23 protein-coding genes and 1 pseudogene are annotated in these 19,988 nt (G+C 41.2%); 20 read left to right on the plus strand and 4 right to left on the minus strand.

Annotated features, from left to right (window positions below; translation table 11 throughout):
- The first annotated feature begins 27 nt into the window (after positions 1-27).
- The 11 genes from radC to C0979_RS01555 are packed head-to-tail and all read left to right on the plus strand — an operon-like array spanning position 28 to position 10,201.
- Complete coding sequence (gene radC / locus C0979_RS01505; RefSeq protein WP_101694301.1) at positions 28-720, plus strand: RadC family protein; 693 nt, start codon at positions 28-30, stop codon at positions 718-720.
- 15 nt (positions 721-735) lie between these two features.
- The gene (locus tag C0979_RS01510) at positions 736-1,758 is read left to right on the plus strand and encodes a rod shape-determining protein (RefSeq protein WP_101694302.1); all 1,023 of its coding nucleotides are present in this window, start codon (positions 736-738) and stop codon (positions 1,756-1,758) included.
- A gap of 1 nt (position 1,759) precedes the next feature.
- Entirely contained in the window at positions 1,760-2,644 is an 885-nt protein-coding gene (gene mreC, locus C0979_RS01515; RefSeq protein WP_101694303.1) for a rod shape-determining protein MreC, read from the plus strand.
- 3 nt (positions 2,645-2,647) lie between these two features.
- Complete coding sequence (gene mreD / locus C0979_RS01520; protein ID WP_101694304.1) at positions 2,648-3,166, plus strand: rod shape-determining protein MreD; 519 nt, start codon at positions 2,648-2,650, stop codon at positions 3,164-3,166.
- Positions 3,159-6,098, plus strand: a complete 2,940-nt coding sequence (locus tag C0979_RS01525; RefSeq protein ID WP_242962622.1) for a penicillin-binding transpeptidase domain-containing protein — start codon at positions 3,159-3,161, stop codon at positions 6,096-6,098. Before mreD ends, C0979_RS01525 begins: the two co-directional genes overlap by 8 nt.
- 17 nt (positions 6,099-6,115) lie before the next feature.
- On the plus strand, positions 6,116-6,706 hold the full coding sequence (locus C0979_RS01530; RefSeq protein WP_101694306.1) for a septum site-determining protein MinC: 591 nt from the start codon (positions 6,116-6,118) through the stop codon (positions 6,704-6,706).
- The gene (minD, locus tag C0979_RS01535; RefSeq protein WP_101694307.1) at positions 6,688-7,479 is read left to right on the plus strand and encodes a septum site-determining protein MinD; all 792 of its coding nucleotides are present in this window, start codon (positions 6,688-6,690) and stop codon (positions 7,477-7,479) included. The genes C0979_RS01530 and minD overlap by 19 nt, the downstream gene beginning before the upstream one ends.
- Before the next feature lie 12 nt (positions 7,480-7,491).
- Positions 7,492-7,698 carry a cell division topological specificity factor MinE gene (locus C0979_RS01540; RefSeq protein WP_101694308.1) on the plus strand — a complete coding sequence of 69 codons (207 nt, stop codon included), beginning with the start codon at positions 7,492-7,494 and terminating at the stop codon, positions 7,696-7,698.
- A gap of 2 nt (positions 7,699-7,700) precedes the next feature.
- Complete coding sequence (locus tag C0979_RS01545) at positions 7,701-8,825, plus strand: FtsW/RodA/SpoVE family cell cycle protein (protein WP_101694309.1); 1,125 nt, start codon at positions 7,701-7,703, stop codon at positions 8,823-8,825.
- 25 nt (positions 8,826-8,850) lie between these two features.
- Positions 8,851-9,246, plus strand: coding sequence for a methylglyoxal synthase (gene mgsA, locus C0979_RS01550; protein ID WP_101694310.1), 396 nt, complete (start codon positions 8,851-8,853; stop codon positions 9,244-9,246).
- Positions 9,230-10,201 (plus strand): D-alanyl-D-alanine carboxypeptidase family protein, encoded by a 972-nt coding sequence (locus tag C0979_RS01555; protein WP_101694311.1) that lies wholly within the window; start codon positions 9,230-9,232, stop codon positions 10,199-10,201. Before mgsA ends, C0979_RS01555 begins: the two co-directional genes overlap by 17 nt.
- A gap of 30 nt (positions 10,202-10,231) precedes the next feature.
- Here the strand turns inward: C0979_RS01555 and C0979_RS01560 are convergent, their stop codons facing one another.
- On the minus strand, positions 10,232-10,432 hold the full coding sequence (locus tag C0979_RS01560; protein WP_101694312.1) for a DUF378 domain-containing protein: 201 nt from the start codon (positions 10,430-10,432) through the stop codon (positions 10,232-10,234).
- A gap of 76 nt (positions 10,433-10,508) precedes the next feature.
- Here C0979_RS01560 and C0979_RS01565 point away from each other — a divergent pair, with 76 nt between their 5' ends.
- The 8 genes from C0979_RS01565 to C0979_RS01600 all read left to right on the plus strand — a co-directional run bounded on the left by C0979_RS01565 (position 10,509) and on the right by C0979_RS01600 (position 17,129).
- Positions 10,509-11,459, plus strand: a complete 951-nt coding sequence (locus tag C0979_RS01565) for a tRNA modification radical SAM protein MnmL/YtqA (RefSeq protein WP_101694313.1) — start codon at positions 10,509-10,511, stop codon at positions 11,457-11,459.
- 18 nt (positions 11,460-11,477) lie between these two features.
- Positions 11,478-12,857, plus strand: a complete 1,380-nt coding sequence (locus tag C0979_RS01570; RefSeq protein ID WP_101694314.1) for a biotin/lipoyl attachment domain-containing protein — start codon at positions 11,478-11,480, stop codon at positions 12,855-12,857.
- A gap of 14 nt (positions 12,858-12,871) precedes the next feature.
- Positions 12,872-13,567 carry a YggS family pyridoxal phosphate-dependent enzyme gene (locus tag C0979_RS01575; RefSeq protein ID WP_101694315.1) on the plus strand — a complete coding sequence of 232 codons (696 nt, stop codon included), beginning with the start codon at positions 12,872-12,874 and terminating at the stop codon, positions 13,565-13,567.
- A 25-nt stretch (positions 13,568-13,592) separates the two neighbouring features.
- Entirely contained in the window at positions 13,593-14,144 is a 552-nt protein-coding gene (locus C0979_RS01580; RefSeq protein ID WP_101694316.1) for a cell division protein SepF, read from the plus strand.
- A gap of 3 nt (positions 14,145-14,147) precedes the next feature.
- Positions 14,148-14,903, plus strand: a complete 756-nt coding sequence (locus tag C0979_RS01585) for a YlmH family RNA-binding protein (RefSeq protein WP_101694317.1) — start codon at positions 14,148-14,150, stop codon at positions 14,901-14,903.
- 70 nt (positions 14,904-14,973) lie between these two features.
- Entirely contained in the window at positions 14,974-15,495 is a 522-nt protein-coding gene (gene lspA, locus C0979_RS01590; RefSeq protein ID WP_242962623.1) for a signal peptidase II, read from the plus strand.
- Complete coding sequence (locus C0979_RS01595) at positions 15,470-16,384, plus strand: RluA family pseudouridine synthase (RefSeq protein ID WP_101694318.1); 915 nt, start codon at positions 15,470-15,472, stop codon at positions 16,382-16,384. Before lspA ends, C0979_RS01595 begins: the two co-directional genes overlap by 26 nt.
- A gap of 100 nt (positions 16,385-16,484) precedes the next feature.
- A complete protein-coding gene (locus C0979_RS01600) occupies positions 16,485-17,129 on the plus strand; it encodes a cytidylate kinase-like family protein (RefSeq protein ID WP_101694319.1) in 645 nt (214 codons plus the stop codon).
- A 146-nt stretch (positions 17,130-17,275) separates the two neighbouring features.
- On the opposite strand, the gene C0979_RS01605 is transcribed toward C0979_RS01600, so the two are convergent.
- Entirely contained in the window at positions 17,276-18,010 is a 735-nt protein-coding gene (locus C0979_RS01605) for a tRNA 2-thiocytidine biosynthesis TtcA family protein (protein ID WP_101694320.1), read from the minus strand.
- Between the two features lie 136 nt (positions 18,011-18,146).
- On the opposite strand from C0979_RS01605, the pseudogene C0979_RS12355 reads away from it, so the two are divergent.
- A pseudogene (locus C0979_RS12355) lies at positions 18,147-18,266 on the plus strand (phosphohydrolase); the annotation flags it as partial.
- Between the two features lie 2 nt (positions 18,267-18,268).
- Here the strand turns inward: C0979_RS12355 and C0979_RS01615 are convergent.
- Together C0979_RS01615 and C0979_RS01620 are read right to left on the minus strand one after the other, a co-directional pair.
- On the minus strand, positions 18,269-19,327 hold the full coding sequence (locus tag C0979_RS01615; RefSeq protein ID WP_101694321.1) for a tyrosine-type recombinase/integrase: 1,059 nt from the start codon (positions 19,325-19,327) through the stop codon (positions 18,269-18,271).
- A 217-nt stretch (positions 19,328-19,544) separates the two neighbouring features.
- On the minus strand, positions 19,545-19,985 hold the full coding sequence (locus tag C0979_RS01620; RefSeq protein WP_101694759.1) for a MarR family winged helix-turn-helix transcriptional regulator: 441 nt from the start codon (positions 19,983-19,985) through the stop codon (positions 19,545-19,547).
- Between the last annotated feature and the right edge of the window lie 3 nt (positions 19,986-19,988).

The following is a 19,988-nucleotide window of genomic DNA, read 5'->3' on the forward strand; positions in this document are numbered from 1 at the left end:
CAGCCATCGTGCGATTCAAAAGAAAAAATGAATCAGTCAAATACTATGCGTGAAATTCCCCTGACGGAACGTCCTTATGAAAAATGTGAACGGAAAGGAGCCGCCTCGTTAAGCGATGTGGAACTGCTTGCTGTTTTACTGCGAACGGGCACCCGCGGGGAGAATGCACTGGAACTTGCGGGAAGAATTCTCTATCATGCCGGGGAAGCAGGCATTTTAGGTCTGCATCAGTTCAGCATGGAGCGATTAAAAAAAATCAAGGGAATCGGGAAGGTAAAAGCGATTCAGCTATCCTGCATTTCGGAACTTGCCAAGCGGCTGGCGAAGGCATCCTATCCGGATGCGATCTGTTTTCTGGATCCTTCCACCGTGGCGAACTATTATATGGAAGATATGAGGCATGAGAAGCAGGAGATTCTAAAGCTTCTTATGCTGAATTCAAAGTCCAAATTAATTGGAGAAACAGATATATCCAAAGGGACAGTCAACGCGTCTCTGATTACACCAAGAGAACTATTTATTGAGGCGTTGCAGAAGAACGCGGTATCAATCGTAATCTTACACAATCATCCCAGTGGAGATCCGACGCCCAGCCGAAACGATATGTTGACTACCAAGCGGATTATGGATGCAGGAAAACTGATCGGAATTGAACTATTAGATCACGTTATTATTGGAAATAATTGTTATGTAAGCTTCCGGGAATCGGGAATTTTATAGAAAGGGTTCTGTCAGATGGCAAGAAATATATACGGACTAGATCTTGGCTCTTATGAAATCAAGGTCTATGATAAAAGAAAAGATACAATCTGGAAAGAAAAGAATGCGATCGCACTCGTAAAAGAGCGTGAGATCTTTGCAGTCGGAGATGAAGCATATGAAATGTATGGAAAGGCGCCGTCCAATATTGAAGTGGCATTTCCCATGAAGGAAGGCGTTATTTCCCGATTTAATGATATGCAGTTTCTGTTGCAGAGTCTTTTGAAAAAAGACCGGCAGTTTTCCAGAGGGGCAGAATATGTGATTGCAGTGCCCACGGACGTTACGGAGGTAGAGAAAAAAGCCTTTTTTGATTTGGTGATCCACTCCAATGCCCGTGCGAAGGAAGTCAATATCGTAGAGCGTGCAATTGCAGATGCGATTGGTCTGAATCTGGATGTGGAGCATACCAATGGCCTTGTCATTGCCAATTTCGGAGGCGAGACAACCGAATTGTCCATTCTCGCCGGAGGCGGAATGGTAATGAATCGTCTTTTGAAGGTCGGCGGAATGGCATTCGATGAAGGTCTGGTAAATCTGATCCGTCATCGGCACGACTTCCTGATTGGCAGACGGACAGCGGAATATCTCCGCAAGAATTTTGGGGTATTCACCAGTGATGCAGAATCCATGCTTCCTGTTGCAGGACGGGATTTGATTACAGGTGTTCCAATGCAGAAGACCATCTCCATTACGCTTGCCAGGGCAGCGATGAAGGAGCCGCTTTTAGATTGTGTCCGTGCCATTCAGTCTCTGATTGACCGAACCCCGCCGGAAGTCAGACGGGCGATTCAGAAGAACGGAATCTTCCTGACCGGAGGCGTTGCCAGCATGCCGGGACTGGAAAGTTATATCGAAGAAATGGTTGGAATTCCAACGCGGACGGCTCTTGAGCCAGACATTTGTTCTGTGATCGGAATCAAGAAGATCATTCAGTCGAAAGAGCTGCGCAAACTTGCATATTCAATGTTAGATGAAAATTATAGGTGGATGAGATAATATGAAAGCAAAAAAGCAATCGTCACTTCCGGGAAAATACTGGCTTTTAATACTGGCTGTGATCTGCGTTATTTTAATGGGAATTGAACAGATAACCGACGGACGAGGTCCGCTGAAATGGATTGCCAACTATACGGTGATTCCTATGCAGAAGGGAATCAGCTATGTGGGACGATATATGAGCGATCTGTCCGATAATTTTGCCACCCTGGAAGATATGAAGAAGGAAAACAAGGAACTGCAGTCCAAAGTAGATGAACTTACCATTGACAATACAAGACTTCGGCAGGAGCAATACGAACTGGAGCGGCTGCGGGAATTGTACAAGCTGGATGAAAATTATTCGGATTACGATAAGATCGGGGCCCATGTAATTGCCAATAACGGAAGCAACTGGTTCTCCGACTTTACCATTGACAAAGGAAGTCATGACGGTGTGAAAGTAGATTCCAATGTGTTGGCCGGAAGTGGTCTGGTAGGAATCGTTACGGAGGTAGGACCCGATTACGCAAGAGTTCGCTCTATTATCGATGATTCCAGCAATGTCAGCGGAATGATTCTGTCTACGTCAGACACCTGTGTGGTGCGCGGAGATCTGGAGCTGGCAGCCGATGGGCGTCTACGTTTTGAGAAACTTGCCAATAATGACAATAAAATCGAGGTGGGAGAGCAGGTCGTAACTTCCCATGTCAGCAATCGGTTCCTGCAGGGACTTTTTATCGGATATATCAGTGAGATTGAAGTGGATTCCAACAATCTAACACGATCAGGATATATTACACCTGCGGTTGATTTCAGCAAACTTCAGGAGGTTCTGGTTATTACCACAACCAAACCAGAACTAACCAAGGCGAAAGAAGCAGAAGAAACAGGACAAGGAGAATAGTCTATGAAAAGAAAACTGATCACATTTGTGATGATCATCGTATGTTTTCTGCTGGAGAGTACCGTATTTGACAAACTGGCATTTGCATCCATAAAGCCAAATCTTTTGATTATTGTCGTATCTTCCTGCGGATTTATGCGGGGAAAGAAAGAAGGAATGTTTGTTGGATTTTTGTCCGGAATTTTAATTGATTTCTTCTGGGGGACCGCGCTGGGATTCAATATGCTTTTGTATGCTGTGATTGGATATCTAAACGGCTCTTTCCGGCGTCTGTTTTATGACGATGATATCAAATTGCCGATTGCTCTGATTGGAGCCAGTGAAGTGATATACGGACTGGTCACTTATATTTGCAATTATATGTTGAAAGGCGATTTCTCATTCGGCGATTATTTGGGACATATTATTCTGCCAGAACTAGTGTATACCATTTTGATTACATTGGTTCTGTATCAGATTATCCTTCATATTAACAAGAAACTGGAAGCAGAAGAGCAAAGGAGTGCAAGCAAATTTGTATAGTGTATGGGAACGAGTCAAATCAGGCGTAAGCAGATTTGTACAGTCACGAGGCTTCGTTGCAATTATTGTGTTTTGTGTGCTGTCGGCCATTCTGCTGCAGCGGGTATTCTATTTGCAGATTGTAAAAGGTCAGGAGTATTTAGACGACTATAAACTGCAGATTCAGAAAACGAAAGAAGTACAGGGAACCCGCGGAAATATCTACGATCGAAACGGAAAACTTCTGGCTTACAATGAGCTGGCCTATTCGGTGACAATCGAAGATAACGGTGATTATGATTCATTAAAACAGAAAAACAAGGAATTGAATAAAGTTGTATCTTCTGTGATTCAGATGGTGGAAGCAAATGGGGATACTGTGATCAATAACTTTGGTATTATTTTGGATAATAACAACAATTATATCTATGTTGCTGAGAATGATACCCAACGTCTCCGTTTTATTGCGGACGTTTTTGGAAAGCAGTCAATCGACCAGCTTTCTAAAAAACAAAAGCATATTTCAGCGGAAGGACTGGTTCGTTATCTATGCACAGATGAAGTCTATGGATACGGAATCAATCAGAAAAAACTGAGCAAAGAAGAAGTTCTTAAGCTGGTAAACGTTCGATATGCTATTTCGCTGAACAGTTATCAGAAGTATATTTCCACTACCATTGCAGAGGATGTCAGCGATGAGACAGTGGCAGATATCATGGAAAATCTGGATACTTTGCAGGGAGTCAATGTGGAAGAGAAATCTCTTCGGCGCTACAACGACAGTTACTGTTTCGCAAATATGATCGGCTATACCGGGCAGATTTCACAGGAAGAATATGACGCTCTTAGTAAAGAGGATCAGAAAAAATATGATAAAAATGATACCGTAGGAAAATCTGGTCTGGAAAAAGTGATGGACCATGATCTGCAAGGTGAAAAGGGCGAATTAAAACTGTACGTCAATAATGTCGGAAAAGTGATCGAAACTGTGAAGGGTAAAGATCCAGAAGCTGGAAATGATCTTCATCTTACGATTGATGCAGATCTTCAAAAAGCAGCTTATCATATTTTGGAACAAGAATTAGCTGGAATTCTTCTTGCGAAGATTCAGAACACTTTAAACTATGACCGCACGCAGGTGGAGGACGGAAGTGATGTAATCATCCCGATTGGAGATGTATATCACACTTTTATCGGCAATGATATTCTGGATATGAACCATTTCGCAGAAGAAGATGCAGGAGCAACCGAACAGGAAGTATCTGGAATTTTTACCGCAAGAAAAGAAGCGGTGAAAACAGAGCTGACTCAGATTTTCCAGGATCCGAATGCAGCTGCATATAGAGATCTTTCCAAGGAGATGCAGGCATATCTGACGTATCTTGTAACGGATATACTTACCACCGGCAGCAAAGTAATTCTTTCTGACAACATTGATACCAATGATGCTACGTATAAGTCCTGGAAAGAAGAGGAAAGCATTAATGTTTATACGTACTTAAGTTATGCCATTTCCAAAAACTGGATTGATACTTCTCTATTGAAATCCTATGTATCTTCTAATGGAGATTATTCCGATTCCAATGAACTTTATCAGGGAATCGTAAGCTTTTTGATGGATTACATTGATTCGGACAGTGGTTTTGATAAGCTGGTATACAAGTATCTGATTAAAGCCGGAGCCGTTACGGGAAGGCAGATCTGTATGATGCTTTATGAACAGAACATTTTGGAATATGATGAAGCTCAGTATGAGGGATTAAATAGAGGAACGATTGTCCCATATGATTTCATTCGCGGAAAAATCGAGACCTTAGAAATCACTCCCGGACAGCTTGCACTGGAGCCGTGCACCGGTTCTATGGTTGCCACAGATCCCAATACCGGAGAAGTGCTAGTCTGCGTATCTTATCCGGGATACGACAACAATCGGTTGGCTAACACGATGGATTCTATTTATTACAACAAATTGGTGACGGATAAAGCAAGACCTTTCTACAACAATGCAACCCAGGAAAAGACGGCTCCGGGATCTACGTATAAGCCATTGGTTGCCGCAGCTGCACTGACAGAAGGTGTTGTGAATACCGGTACTTATCTGCCGTGTCACGGCATTTATAAAAAAGTAGATCCGAATCCAAAGTGCTGGATTTATCCGCTGGCTCACGGAAGTCTGAATATTGAAGGAGCCATTGAGAATTCCTGTAACTGCTTCTTTTATGAAACAGGGTATCGGATGAGCTTGAAAGATGACGGATTAACGTCTATTACTTCTGACAATGAGGAAGGAAAGGAAACAAGGACGTATTATTCCAGTGAACAGGGACTGGATACATTGAAGAAATATGCGACTATGTTCGGGCTGGGAGAGACGTCCGGACTTGAGATTCCGGAATCCGAACCGCAGATCTCCGATGATTCTTCTGTGCCATCTGCGATTGGACAGGGTACCAACAACTACACCACCAGTCAGCTTGCAAGATACATTACAACCGTTGCAAATAAGGGGAATCTGTTCAAGCTAAGTCTGATTGATAAAGTAACAACCATTGACGGAGAAATGGTGAAAGATTACACACCGGAACAGGAAAATACACTGACGGATATCAGCAGTTCTACCTGGACTGCCGTCCATAATGGAATGAAAAAAGTAATTTCGTCAGCCCATCCGGATATGTTTGCAAAGCTTATGGCCAGCGATGTTTCTCTGGCGGGAAAGACGGGTACCGCGCAGCAGAGTACAACCCATCCGGACCACGGATTGTTCGTTGGCTTTGCACCGAGCGAAAGCCCGGAGATTGCATTTGCCATCCGTATTGCCAATGGATATAGCTCTAATTACGCTGCTGAGGTAGGACGTTATGTTATGGAATATTATTACGGAGTCACTCCAACAGAAGAGATCCTGACAGGACATGCGGCCAAGATTACTACCAGCGGAGGCGGAGATTAAAGAAAGGATGATCTTATGTGAAAGAAGCGCTGCTCATTAAGAGTAACCGATACGGCATTACTATCCATTTTGATCCAGAACGCCCATACGAGGAACTCCTGACAGAGACTGTAGAGCGTTTTGAGTCCTGCACCCGATTCTTTGACGGTGCACAGATGGCGGTGGAGTTCACCGGCCGTACTTTCACAGAAGAGGAAGCATGCCGTATGGCAGAAGCCATACAGACGGCAGCAAAAATACAGATACTATGTATCGTTGAGAAAAATACGTACACAGAAACTATACACAAGCGTATGCTGGATGAAAGTCTGGAAGCCATCCATGAGCGAGACGGCCAGTTCTATAAAGGTACATTAAAAGGAAGACAGATTCTGGAATCAGAGACCAGTATCGTAATTGTCGGAGATATTGAAGAGGGTGCAACCGTTATTTCCCGTGGAAATGTGACCGTAACAGGAAGCATCTATGGAAGTGTGATTGCCGGTGCTTACGGGAATAAAGATGCATTTATTGCCGCCGGCTATATGAACCCCAAGAAGCTCCGAATCAGGGACAGCGAAGTAAAACCAATTATAGGAGGAAGTTATTCATGGGCGAAGTTATCGTAATTACATCAGGAAAAGGTGGTGTCGGCAAGACCACGACCACCGCAAATATCGGAGCCGGTCTGACCAGATTTGACAAAAAGGTGGCTGTCATTGACACAGACCTTGGGCTTCGGAATCTGGACGTGGTCATGGGACTGGAAAATTTAATTGTCTACAATTTGGTAGACGTAATCGAAGGCAACTGCAGATTGAAGCAGGCGCTTATTAAAGACAAGCGTTATGAGAATCTTTACCTTCTTCCGTCTGCCCAGACTAAGGATAAGACAGCAATTTCTCCGGGACAGATGAAGAAGTTGACAGCGGAGATGAAAGAGGAATTTGATTACATACTTTTGGATTGTCCGGCAGGAATTGAACAAGGATTTCAAAATGCTGTTGCAGGAGCTGATCGAGCCATTGTGGTCACAACACCGGAGGTATCGGCAATCCGTGATGCAGACCGAATCATCGGTCTTCTGGAACAAAGCGGAATGAAACAACTGGATCTTGTAATTAACCGAATTCGTATGGACATGGTGAAGCGGGGGGATATGATGTCGGTGGACGACGTCACGGAGATTCTTTCTATTCCGTTAATTGGGGCCATTCCTGATGACGAACATGTGGTGATCGGAACCAATCAGGGTGAGCCGGTTATTGGACTTGATTCCAAGGCAGGACAGGCTTATCTGAATATCTGTAAACGGATTATGGGAGTGGAAGTACCATTTATGGACCTGGAAAGCAGCTCTGGTCTCTTGTCTAAGCTTACCCACCTCTTTAAAAAAGATTAAGGGAGGGAGTCCATGAGGAAAAGATCTTCGGTATTCATTGCAAAAAACCGCTTAAAGACGCTGGTTCTGTCGGACCGCGTCCACTGTATTCCATCTGCATACGATAAAATACAGCGAGAGCTGTACGAAGCACTTTCCAAATACATGGAACTTACAGAAGATGATTTTCATATGGAGATTAGCCGCACACAGGTTGTCATTACATTTGCAGGAGATTAACTATGAAATTACCAAAATTTACGAAACCGTACCGTTTGAAAGATTACAATTTCACACTGGTCATCTTGGTTTTTGCATTATCCATTCTTGGCATACTGGTCATAGGAAGTGCAAAGGAATCCTATCAGGGAAAGCAGATCATTGGTCTGATTCTGGGAATCATTATAATGGTTATCGTGTCTTTGATTGACTATGTCTGGATTCTGAACTTTTATGTATTTCTTTATGCATTTGCGATCTTGTCTTTGGGTGCCGTACTGGTGATCGGTGAGGAAGTAAACGGTGCAACCAGATGGATTGACCTTGGATTTACGACGTTCCAGCCATCGGAGCTGGCAAAAATTTTGTTGATCCTCTTTTTCGCAAAGTTCCTGATGGATCACGAAGAAGACGTTAGTGATAAGATGACGATTATCAAATATGCAATTCTGTCTGCCATACCGCTGGCGCTGATTGTTGTGGAACCAAACCTGTCAACGACAATTTGTACGGCACTGGTTATTTGCTTGATGATTTATATAGCAGGATTAAGCTATAAATTTATTGGAACGGTGCTGCTCATTTTAATTCCGATAACTGTCATTTTTCTTGGAATTGTTGTGCAACCAGATCAGAAGCTTTTAAAAGATTATCAGCAGAAACGAATTCTGGCATTTTTAGAACCGGAGAAATATGCAAGTGACGAAGCCTATCAGACGAAGAATTCCATCATGGCAATCGGTTCCGGACAGCTGACTGGAAAAGGACTGGATAATAATACCACGACATCTGTGAAAAACGGAAACTTTATTTTGGAGCCACAGACGGATTTCATTTTTGCAATCGTAGGCGAAGAATTAGGGTTTATCGGAAGCAGTATAGTCATTGCGTTATTGCTGCTGATTGTGATACAATGTATTTTAATAGGATTGCGATCGCAGGATCTCGCAGGGAGGATTATCGGCTGCGGGGTAGGCGGGCTGATCGGATTTCAAAGCTTTATTAATATTGGCGTTACAACCGGAATCATTCCGAATACGGGAGTTCCATTGCCATTTGTAAGTTATGGATTAACATCTTTGGTCAGCCTCTATATTGGAATTGGTTTTGTACTGAATGTAGGATTACAACCGAAAAAATATCAATAAGATATCAACAAGGAGTGAAAGAACAATGAACATAGGCCTGATTGCACACGACTCCAAAAAGTCTCTGATGCAGAATTTCTGTATTGCCTATCGTGGAATCTTGAGCAAACATGAATTGTATGCTACCGGAACCACTGGAAGAATGATTGAAGAAGTGACGAATTTGAATATTCATAAATATCTGGCAGGCCCGCTTGGGGGAAAACAGCAACTTGGAGCACAGATTGCACAAAATGATATTGATGCATTAATTTTCCTTCGTGAACCTTCCAATCCAAAACCACATGAGCCGGATGTAAACGATGTGATTCGATTATGTGACCTTTATAATATTCCTATGGCAACCAATCTGGCCACAGCGGAACTCATTATTTTAGCAATTGACAGAGGAGATTTAGACTGGCGTGAAATGTATCGGTAAATTAACAATCACTTGCCTGGCTCTTACAACAGCATCTGCCATCCTCTTTTCCGGCTGCGGCAAAAAAGAAGTAGTAGTGGCTGCTTATGAGGCAGAAAATTATAATAAAGAACTTTATATAGGAAAGCTGTTTGCAGAAGATTTATGTATAGCAAATGGGAACATCTCCATGGATGGGGCGCCGGATCCGGCTGGAACCCATGCAATTGGTCTTTTTGATTTGGAAGGAAAGAAGACGGATTTTGCATACAACGTACAGGAGCGACTCTATCCTGCCAGTACGACTAAGATTATGACAGCGCTTCTCGCTATCGAGAATGCAGATCTGGAGGATAAAGTAACCATATCTGCAAATGCAGATGCCAGAACCTTTGCTGCGGATGAATCTACCTGCGGAATCAAAGAAGGGGATGAGATGACTTTAGAGGATTTGTTAAATGGTCTTCTTCTTCATTCCGGCAACGATAACGCGGTAGCAATTGCGGAACATGTAAGCGGCAGTATAGAGGAATTTGCCAAGCTTATGAATGAACGAGCTGAAAGCCTGATGGCAACGGGGACTCATTTTACAAATCCAAGCGGACTGCATGATGAAAATCACTATACAACAGCATATGATTTGTATTTGATTTTTAATGAATGCATCAAACATCCGGAGTTTGTAGGTATCATTCAGAGTTCTTCCTATACGGCGAATATCAAAGGAGCTGATGGAACTCTGCGTCAGGAGACCTGGGAACCATCTCATTTCTATGCACAAGGGGAAGCAGTTCCACCAGAAAATGCATCCATTATCGGTGGCAAGACAGGAACTACCAAGCTTGCTGGCAACTGCCTGATTCTATTAGAAGAAGATCAGAATGGAAAACCGTTTATTTCGATTGTAATGGGAGCGGATACAAAAGATCTGCTGTATCAGGATATGACTGCATTGATAGAAGGGATTCCAAATTAAGAAAAGGGACTGCATTTTGCAGTCCCTTGTTTATGGGCGAGTGTCGATTCTTCCATACAAACTGATCAGGTAAAGACCGCATAATCCCACCAGCGTATAAATAATACGTGACAGCCAGGAGAGATTACCGAATAAAAATGCTACCAGGTCAAAGCGGAAGATGCCGACTAAAAGCCAGTTGATTGCACCGATAATAACTAAAGTCAGCGCAGTATTATCAAACCATTTCATGTGATGTCCTCCTTTTTTATGCTATCACTAGCATACCCAAAAAGAGGAAAAATATACAGAAAAAAGGAAAAATAAAATGGGAGAGAAACAACCTTATTACGCTTATTCCGATTATTTAAAAGAAAAATACCATGAAAAAGTCTATAAACTACCCGTCAATCTGCCGGTAAACTGTCCCAACCGGATTCATGGCAGCGGATGTGATTTTTGTGCAGAGCAAGGCACAGGATTTGAGGCAATGAAAAGTAGTGTTCCTGTTAAGGAACAACTAGAAAAGACGAGGGAATATATTGAAAAAAGATATCATGCCCACAAGTTTATCGCTTATTTCCAGAATTACACGAATACTTATTTACCACTTACAGATTTTCAAAATTATATGGAAGAAGCGGCGTCTGTCTCGGACATTGTAGAAATTGCAGTGTCCACCAGGCCAGACTGTATCCGGCGTTCTTATCTTGATGTTTTGAAAAAATTTCAGGAAACGACAGGAATTGAGATTACCATAGAACTGGGGCTGCAAACGGCTAATTATCATACGCTTCTTTGCATTCATCGGGGACATACGCTGGCAGAATTTTTAGACGCGGTACTTTTAATCCGAGAGTATGGATTTGAGATCTGTACACATGTGATCTTAAATCTTCCACAGGACGATCTTTACGATGTCATAGAAACCGCAAAAATTCTTTCTGCGCTTCATATCTCCACGGTAAAGGTGCATTCCCTTTATATTGCAAAAAACACAAGGTTGTGTGAGGACTACGAAAATGGTACAATATCGATATGTTCCAAAGAGGAATATTTCCAAAGAGTATCGGAATTTTTACAATATTTGGATCCTGGTATTGCTGTAGAGAGGCTGTTTAGCCGGATTCCTCAGGAAGATGGAATATTTTGTAACTGGGGGACAAGTTGGTGGAAGCTTCGGGACGAACTGCTTGCATATTTGGAAACGCAGGACAGTTATCAGGGAAAGCAGTACCATTATCTTTATGGAGCAGCTCTGCCTGCTTCATATGACTAGTTAGGAGGCAAAGAATTCGTGTCAGGAAATCAACCGACGAACATACAGGTTTATCGAAAAAAATGGAATTTTAATATTGGAATTATTTTGTTCGGAGCCATCTTTATTTACCTTGCAGCAACCATATTGATGTATCTGACTTCTAATCAAGTGGCAGCTTATGAAGTAAGAGAAGGTTCTATCTTGAAAGATAATGCTTATCGCGCAATGGTTTTGAGAGATGAGATGATCGTTACCGCAGATGCCGATGGATATGTCAACTACTTTGCACTGGAAGGCAGCAAGGTAGGAGTAAAGACAAGGGTCTATTCGCTGTCAGATGAAAAGCTGGATTTTAAAGATACTCAAGCAGATGACACTCCAGAATTATCGGCAGAAGAACAGGCATCTCTGCTTCAGAAAACACAGAGTTTTTCCGATCGCTTTGAGGAAGAACAGTATCAGGACGTCTATACTTTAAAAAACACCATTCAAACTATGCTGGAAAATAAATCCAATCAAAGTAAACAGGCACAGCTGGATGCTATGGCTGCTGAACAGCCCCAGGGACTTGCTATTTATTCGGCGGCCTCGGATGGAATTATTGTCTATGCTACCGATGGATTTGAAGGTATAACGAAAGCGGATGTCACCGAAAAATTGTTTGATAAAAAAGACTATCAGAAAAAAGAACTTTCTAATAATATGAAAGTCCATGCCGGTGATCCCGTCTATAAGCTGGTCAGAGATGATAAGTGGACGGCAGTTATCCTGTTAAGCAATGAGATGGCAAAGCAGATGAAGGATCGAACCAGTGTAAAGGTTCGATTTTCAAAAGACCATGAGACGGCAGTAGCATCTTTTGAAATGACTCAGAACAAAGACGGAACATTCGGTTTTTTGACCTTTGAAAATGCCATGGTTCGGTATGCGCAAGACCGTTTTCTTGACATAGAACTTATTTTGAAAGACGAATCCGGATTGAAGATACCAAAATCTTCCGTTACCAAAAAGGCATTTTATCTTGTTCCTGAAGATTATCTCACACAAGGCGGTAACAATAAAGAAATCGGAATTCTAATTGATACCGGAAAGGATCATGCTGACTTTCAGAATGTCGACGTCTATTACAGAGATCAGGAAACAGGAATGATTTATCTGGATGAAACTGCTTTTGATTCAGGAACAATACTTTGTAAGCCAGATTCCTCGGATCAATTTACGATGAAAGAGACAAAGACGCTAAAGGGTGTATACAATATCAATAAGGGGTATGCCGAATTTAAACAAGTGCAGATTCTCTGCGAAAGTGAGGAATACTATATTGTAAAGTCTGGCAATGATTATGGACTGACCAATTATGATCGCATTGCACTAAACGGAAAAGAAGTGCACGAAAACGATGTTGTATTTCAATAGAAGGAGTGAAATTTATGCTAGAGGAAAACCTCAAAGACGTAGAAGAGAAGATTCAACAGGCATGTGCGCGGGCTGGAAGAGACAGAAGCGAGGTAACACTGATTGCCGTAAGTAAAACAAAACCGGAAGAAGTTCTAAAAGAAGCCTATGATCTGGGAATCCGGGTTTTTGGAGAGAATAAAGTCCAGGAACTGACCGACAAATATGAAGCGCTTCCAAAGGATATTCATTGGCATATGATCGGGCATTTGCAGCGAAATAAAGTGAAATATATCATTGATAAGGCAGAACTGATTCATTCGGTAGACTCCATGAGACTGGCGGAAGCGATCGAAAAAGAAGCAGCAAAAAGAGAACTCATTGTCGATGTGCTTTTGGAGGTAAATGTAGCAAAAGAGGAGAGTAAGTTTGGTCTCATGCCGGAAGAGGTGGAAGAATTCGTTGAAAAAGCTGCCAAATTCCCACATATCCGGGTTAAAGGTCTTATGACAATTGCGCCTTTTGTAGATAATCCAGAGACAAATCGTCCGGTTTTTGCTCGTTTAAGAAAATTATCTGTTGACATTGACGCAAAAAAAGTTAATAATATTACTATGAGTATTCTGTCAATGGGTATGACAAATGACTATCAGGTTGCGATTGAAGAGGGCGCTACCATGGTGCGTGTGGGAACCGGAATTTTCGGAGCACGCAATTATACTCAAGTATAAACATAAGATAGGAGATATAGATAAGATGGGAGTATTAGATAAGTTCCTTGACATTATGAAACTCAGCGATGACGATGAGTATGATGATGACGACTTCTTTGATGATGAGTATGATGAGGAATATGAGGAGAAGCCGAAGAAGAGTTTCTTCCAGAAAAAAGAAAAGCATTATGAAGAGGATGAGGATGAAGAAGAGTATGCTGCTCCAGCACGATCTTCCCGTTCTTCTTATTCAAACAATAATAAAGTAACACCGATGCGCCAGCCTGCAAGACGCAGCAATGTCAGCATGGAAGTATGTGTCATCAAGCCTACTTCTGTAGATGATGCGCGTGAGATTACAGAGACTTTATTAAGCGGAAGAACCGTAATTCTGAACTTGGAAGGTTTGGACCTGGAAGTGGCACAGCGTATTATTGACTTTACATCTGGTGCGACTTTTGCAATCAACGGTAATCTGCAGAAGATTTCTAACTACATATTCCTGGTAACGCCGACAAATGTAGATATTTCCGGTGATCTTCAGGATCTTTTAAATACTTCTTTTGATGCATCTTCCATGCGTTCACGGTTTTAAAAGATGACGAAAGAAGAAATGATGCTTCAGAAAAGACTGGTGGAATTGTCACGGATCGCGTATCAGCGCGGAATCGTGACTTTTTCCGATTTTCTGAATTTAAACGAACTGAATATTTTACATACTACCCCAAAAGATCAATTTTTGTGTCGATACGAAACCTTTGGAGGGTATAACCTTGCAGAGCGTCAGATAGCAGCTTTTCTTCCTGATGCTCTTTATTATGAGTACGAATATCCATTTCAACAGATTGAGATCACGCCGATGAATCGGAAGTTCGCAGAGGAATTGACACATCGAGATTACTTAGGCGCTATTATGAACCTGGGAATTGAACGTTGTAAATTAGGAGATATTCTGACGACAAAAGAACGGGCGATTCTCTTTGTAAAAGATGAGCTTTCCGATTATATCCTAGAACATTTAGCCCGGATTCGTCATACGTCTGTTCATACTTCTTTCATTCCTTCATTTGAGCAGAACTATGAACCGGAATATGAAGAGATAAAAGGAAGCGTGGCTTCTATTCGGCTTGATACGATTCTGTCCCTGGCATACCCCCTTTCCAGAAGTAAACTGACTGCTTATATTGAAGCTGGTCGGGTATTTGTAAACGGGAAATTAATCACCAGTAATGGTTATCGCCTAAAAGAAGGAGATATGATCTCCGTCCGGAAAATGGGACGTATTTCTTATAGTGGAATTCTTTCAGAAACCAAAAAAGGGCGCTATATGGTAACCATCCGCAAATACATTTAAGAACTGAGAAGGACAGTATGTTACCTTTTATTAAGTTATTAAGCTTTAAAAACAGCAGGAGAAAAGAAATATGACGGAAAAATCAATGAAAGTTCAGCGATATTACCATTATCTGGCAGCTCTGATAGGCGCTGTTATACTGGTGATTTTCGATCAATTTACCAAACATCTGGCTATATTGCATCTAAAGGATCAAGAGCCTTATATTTTAATAGAAAACGTATTTCAACTAGAATATTTAGAAAACAGAGGAGCAGCTTTTGGGCTTTTCCAGAATCAGCGAATGTTCTTTTATATTAGTACGGCTGTCATTACAGTTGCTGTGATCTGGTTTTATCTTAAAGTTCCGATGGAGCGTAAATTTCTTCCGCTTCGTCTGTGTGCCATAGCAGTCATTGCCGGTGCATATGGAAACTGTATTGACCGGGTACGATTGAATTACGTTGTCGATTTCTTTTACTTTAAATTGATTGATTTTCCAATCTTTAATGTAGCGGATATCTATGTGACTGTATCTGCTGCGGTTCTCGCTGTTTTGATATTACTTTATTATAAGGAGGAAGACCTTGAACGAATATTTCATCGGTCCTGATAGAGAAGGAGAACGGCTGGACCGTTTTCTTGCTGAGCAGATGGCAGAAAAATCCAGATCCTATCTGCAAAGGCTGATTAAAGAACAAGAAATAACCGTCAACGGAAAGCCTGTAAAAGCTGGTTACAGGCTTTTTTCTGATGACCGGATAACGGTAAATCTTCCAGATGCAAAAGAGCCTGACATCGTACCGGAAGATATTCCGCTGGATATCCTGTATGAAGATGAGGATTTAATTATTATCAATAAGCCAAAGCAGATGGTTGTGCATCCTGCTCCTGGGCATTACAGTGGTACGCTTGTCAACGCATTAATGTATCACTGCGGTTCCGAATTGTCTGGCATCAATGGAACGATGCGGCCTGGAATCGTCCACCGGATTGACATGGACACAACAGGATCGTTGGTAGTATGCAAAAATGACAAATCCCATCAGTTTCTGTCCGAACAATTAAAAGAGCATTCTATTCGGCGAATCTACGTGGCAATTGTACACGGCAATTTAAAAGAGGATACAGGATGTGTCCGAGCTCCAATCGGCAGACATCCAACAGATCGAAAAAGAATGAGTATTCATGCCAAAAACGGAAGGGATGCTGCTACTCATTACAAGGTTTTGGAGCGCTTTGGCGACTATACTTATATCCAATGTGAGTTGGAGACAGGAAGAACCCATCAAATCCGTGTTCACATGTCAAGTATTGGTCATCCGCTTCTTGGAGATGAAGTGTACGGTCCGAAAAAATGTCCGTTTTCCGGGCTTCAGGGACAGACACTTCATGCCATGACACTTGGAATTATTCATCCGTCAACCGGCAAATATTTGGAGGTCAGCGCACCGCTTCCAGAATATTTTTCAAAGCTATTAGACAGATTAAGAAAAAAATAGAACAAAATTGCCTGTAAATTCTATACTTTTGTTTGTAGTTGTAATATAATACTTACTATAAATAAATCCACTACAAATTAGAATGAGGAGCGTGATATGTATGGCTAAAACAAATACTATCATTACGATTGGAAGGCAGTTCGGAAGCGCCGGCCGAGAAATCGGATATAAAGTTGCAAAGGATTTAGGAATTAAATTGTACGATAAGGAGATGCTGGACCGGGCAGCAAAGGAAAGCGGAATCTGCCAGGAACTGTTCGAGACGCATGACGAGAAACCAACCAACAGCTTCTTGTACTCTCTGGTAATGGATACCTATTCTCTGGGATATTCCTCTGGAAGCTATGCGGATATGCCGATCAACCATAAGGTATTTTTGGCACAGTTTGACGCTATCAAGAAAATCGCCGATGAAGGTCCTTGTATTTTGGTAGGACGCTGCGCTGATTATGCACTGGAAGAATACGACAATGTACTAAGCGTATTTATTCACGCAGATCTGGATGCCAGAATCCGCAGAATCGCTAGAATCTACGATTTGACGGATGCTAAGGCAAAAGAAATGATTATTAAGACCGACAAAAAACGTGCAAGTTACTATAATTACTATAGCAACAAAAAATGGAGTTCTGCTGAGAGCTATGATATCTGTCTGGACAGTTCCATTCTTGGTATTGAAGGAACTGCAGAAGCCATTGAAAAACTGGTAGAAATCAAAGAACGAGACGATAATAAAAAATTGTAGATTGTAAAAATATTTATGATGGAAGTATTATTGAATGTATAAAACCGTCGGCCTTCAAATGCTTTGAAGCAGTTGCTTATCACTCATTTGAGGGCTGACGGTTTTTTATATTATTTTATTCATCTTATTGATCGAAATAAATCTGTCTAGCGCACGTGTGGAACTCTTTCAGGCCAGCCTTTGATATTTCCGTTTAGAATAGCGGTAAACATCCGTTGCTTTGCTCCCGGATGCTCATAGTTCAACTTTTTAACAAGCTCTTTGGCATATTGACGCTTGGTATAACCGTCGATTGGACAGCGGCTGGTTACAACTGGAAGCTGATACTTATTCTTAAACCCAATCACGTCTGCCTCTTCTACAAACATCATAGGACGAATAACCGTCAGATCCATACGATCTAGATAAGTCTTTGGTGAAAAAGAGTAAAAACGCCCCTCAAACAAAAGAGAGAGAAGCATGGTTTCAATAATATCATCCTTGTGATGTGCATAGGCTACCTTATTGCATCCCATTTCCTTTACCGCCTGATTGAGGGATCCCTTCCTCATTTTGGCACAGAGAGAACAAGGATTTGATTCTTTTCGTTCTTCAAAAAGGATATATGCAATATCCGTCGGTACGATCCGATACGGGACTTCTAATTCTTCACACAATTTTATCACCGGTGTAAAATCACATTCACTGTATCCCAGATCTACGGTAATGGCGCTTAATTCAAATTTCTTCGGATAGAAGCGTTTTAATCCATGCAGTGCATAGAGAAGCGTCAGGCTGTCTTTTCCCCCAGATATACCCACTGCAATGTGATCCCCTTCTTCGATCATCTGATATTCATCAACGGCTTTCCTTGTTTGGCTTAATAATTGTTGTAATTTCATACTTTAATCCTATCTTTCTTAAACTTTAGGAATACCTTAACATAGAACCCATGTAATGTAAATAAAAAATCACCGTGAATATGACTAACACATTCTTTACAATAATTAACACAATCAAGATAGTTTTCGTTTTTATATCTGTACTGTAATGGATTACTTTGAGATATTTTTAGACAGAATGATCATGTGCAAAAGAGCAGCCGAGATCCTTGGTTGCAAATTCAAGCTAGTTGCTAATGGAAGTAAACTTTGTTAATGTTAACTTTCTCTTAACTTTACCGCGGACGCCGCTTTCCGGCGTCTGTTCTCATCTATCGCAGCATAATGTTTCTTAGTGGTATTAACATCCTTATGCCCAAGGACATCCGCAACAAGATAGATGTCTCCCGTTTCCTTATAAAGAGATGTACCATAGGTACTGCGAAGCTTATGAGGCGTAATTTTCTTATTAGGCGTTACCTGACGGGCATATTTCTTCACCATATTTTCTACCGCCTGAATCCCCATTCGTTTTCTCTGAGTAGAGAGAAATAATGCATTTTCATGGCCGGAGAGGGGAGTAACAACTTTTCTGTCACCATCCATATAATTGTGTAAGGCATCTGCCACTTCCGAGCCAAAGTATACAACCATCTGGTTTCCGCCTTTTCTTGTAACAGTAATTCCATTATTCTTGAAATCCACATCATTGATATCCAGACCAACACATTCTGACACACGGATTCCGGTACCTAAAAGCAGTGTTAAAATTGCCAGATCTCGATCCTTCGTTTTTAAGTAATAATTCAGCGCCTGTCCTGTTAATTGGCTCCCTGCAGACTCTACAAAATCCAACAGCAGAGCAACTTCATCCGCATCTAATCTAATGATTGCTTTTTCATGGAGTTTTGGCATATCCACAAGTAGTGTTGGATTTTGGGTAATAATTTGATGCTTGAAATAATAATTATAAAAACTTCGAAGCGCCGACATTTTCCTTGACAATCCCTTTTCGCCGTTCGTAATTAATTCTTCGTCACGCTTATATACCTTCAGATATTCCATATATTCTTCAATATCTACAGGCTCTAGGCGTTCTAAATCCGCTGGAGTAAATTGTTCTATTGTATAGTTTTTATAGATTGGATTATTTTCCATTAAAAAATGAAAAAACACTCGGATATCGTAGGCATAATTAATTCTGGTACGTGCAGATGAGCGTGGTTCAATTGCTCTGAAATAATCTTTTGCAAATGGCGGCAATGTTTTTAATACCTCACGTAAACGCAAAGTATTGTCAATCTGTGTTTGTTCGTGATAAGTTTTAGTATCAGACATTGTTATAAAATCCCCTTTAACCCCTGTAATTACCAATATTATATCATCTTCTCTGTTTTACGTCTATATCTTTTGGAAAAATCAGTATTTGTCGTATAGATCTAATTCTCCAACATACAGTTTGGTTTTCTCTCTTTTGTACACAAAGGCCAATAGCTGCATTATCTGCATATATAAGAAAAGAGACGGTCAACACCGTCTCAAAAAATCTATATTTCTAATCATTATAATTTCGGAAAAACTTAGCTAATCCATTTAATGTTTTCAAAAGCACAGGGAGCTCTTCTGACTCTAGACTTTGGATCACTGCATCTGTCATCTGCTCATGGAATTTAGCATGATGTCTATATGCACGTTCTCCCTTTTCTGTAAGGGTAATCATTACAACTCGCCGATCTTCAGTACTTCTTTGGCGAATGGCATAATTCTGACGAACAAGTCGATTCATAGAAGTCGTTAATGTTCCTGCAGTAACATTTAATTTTTTAGCAATTGATGACATTGTATCTCCAGCTCCTAAACCAATAGCTTCTATGATATGCATATCGTTATTGGTAATATCCTTAAATTCCTCCGAGATAATTGCTTTTTCTTCCAATTCCCATATTTCATTAAATAAATGAACCAATATATCGTTAATCGTTTCGTACGTATTCACTGT

It is taken from the genome of Dorea phocaeensis, assembly GCF_900240315.1.
Taxonomy (GTDB): Bacteria; Bacillota; Clostridia; order Lachnospirales; family Lachnospiraceae; genus Dorea_B; species Dorea_B phocaeensis.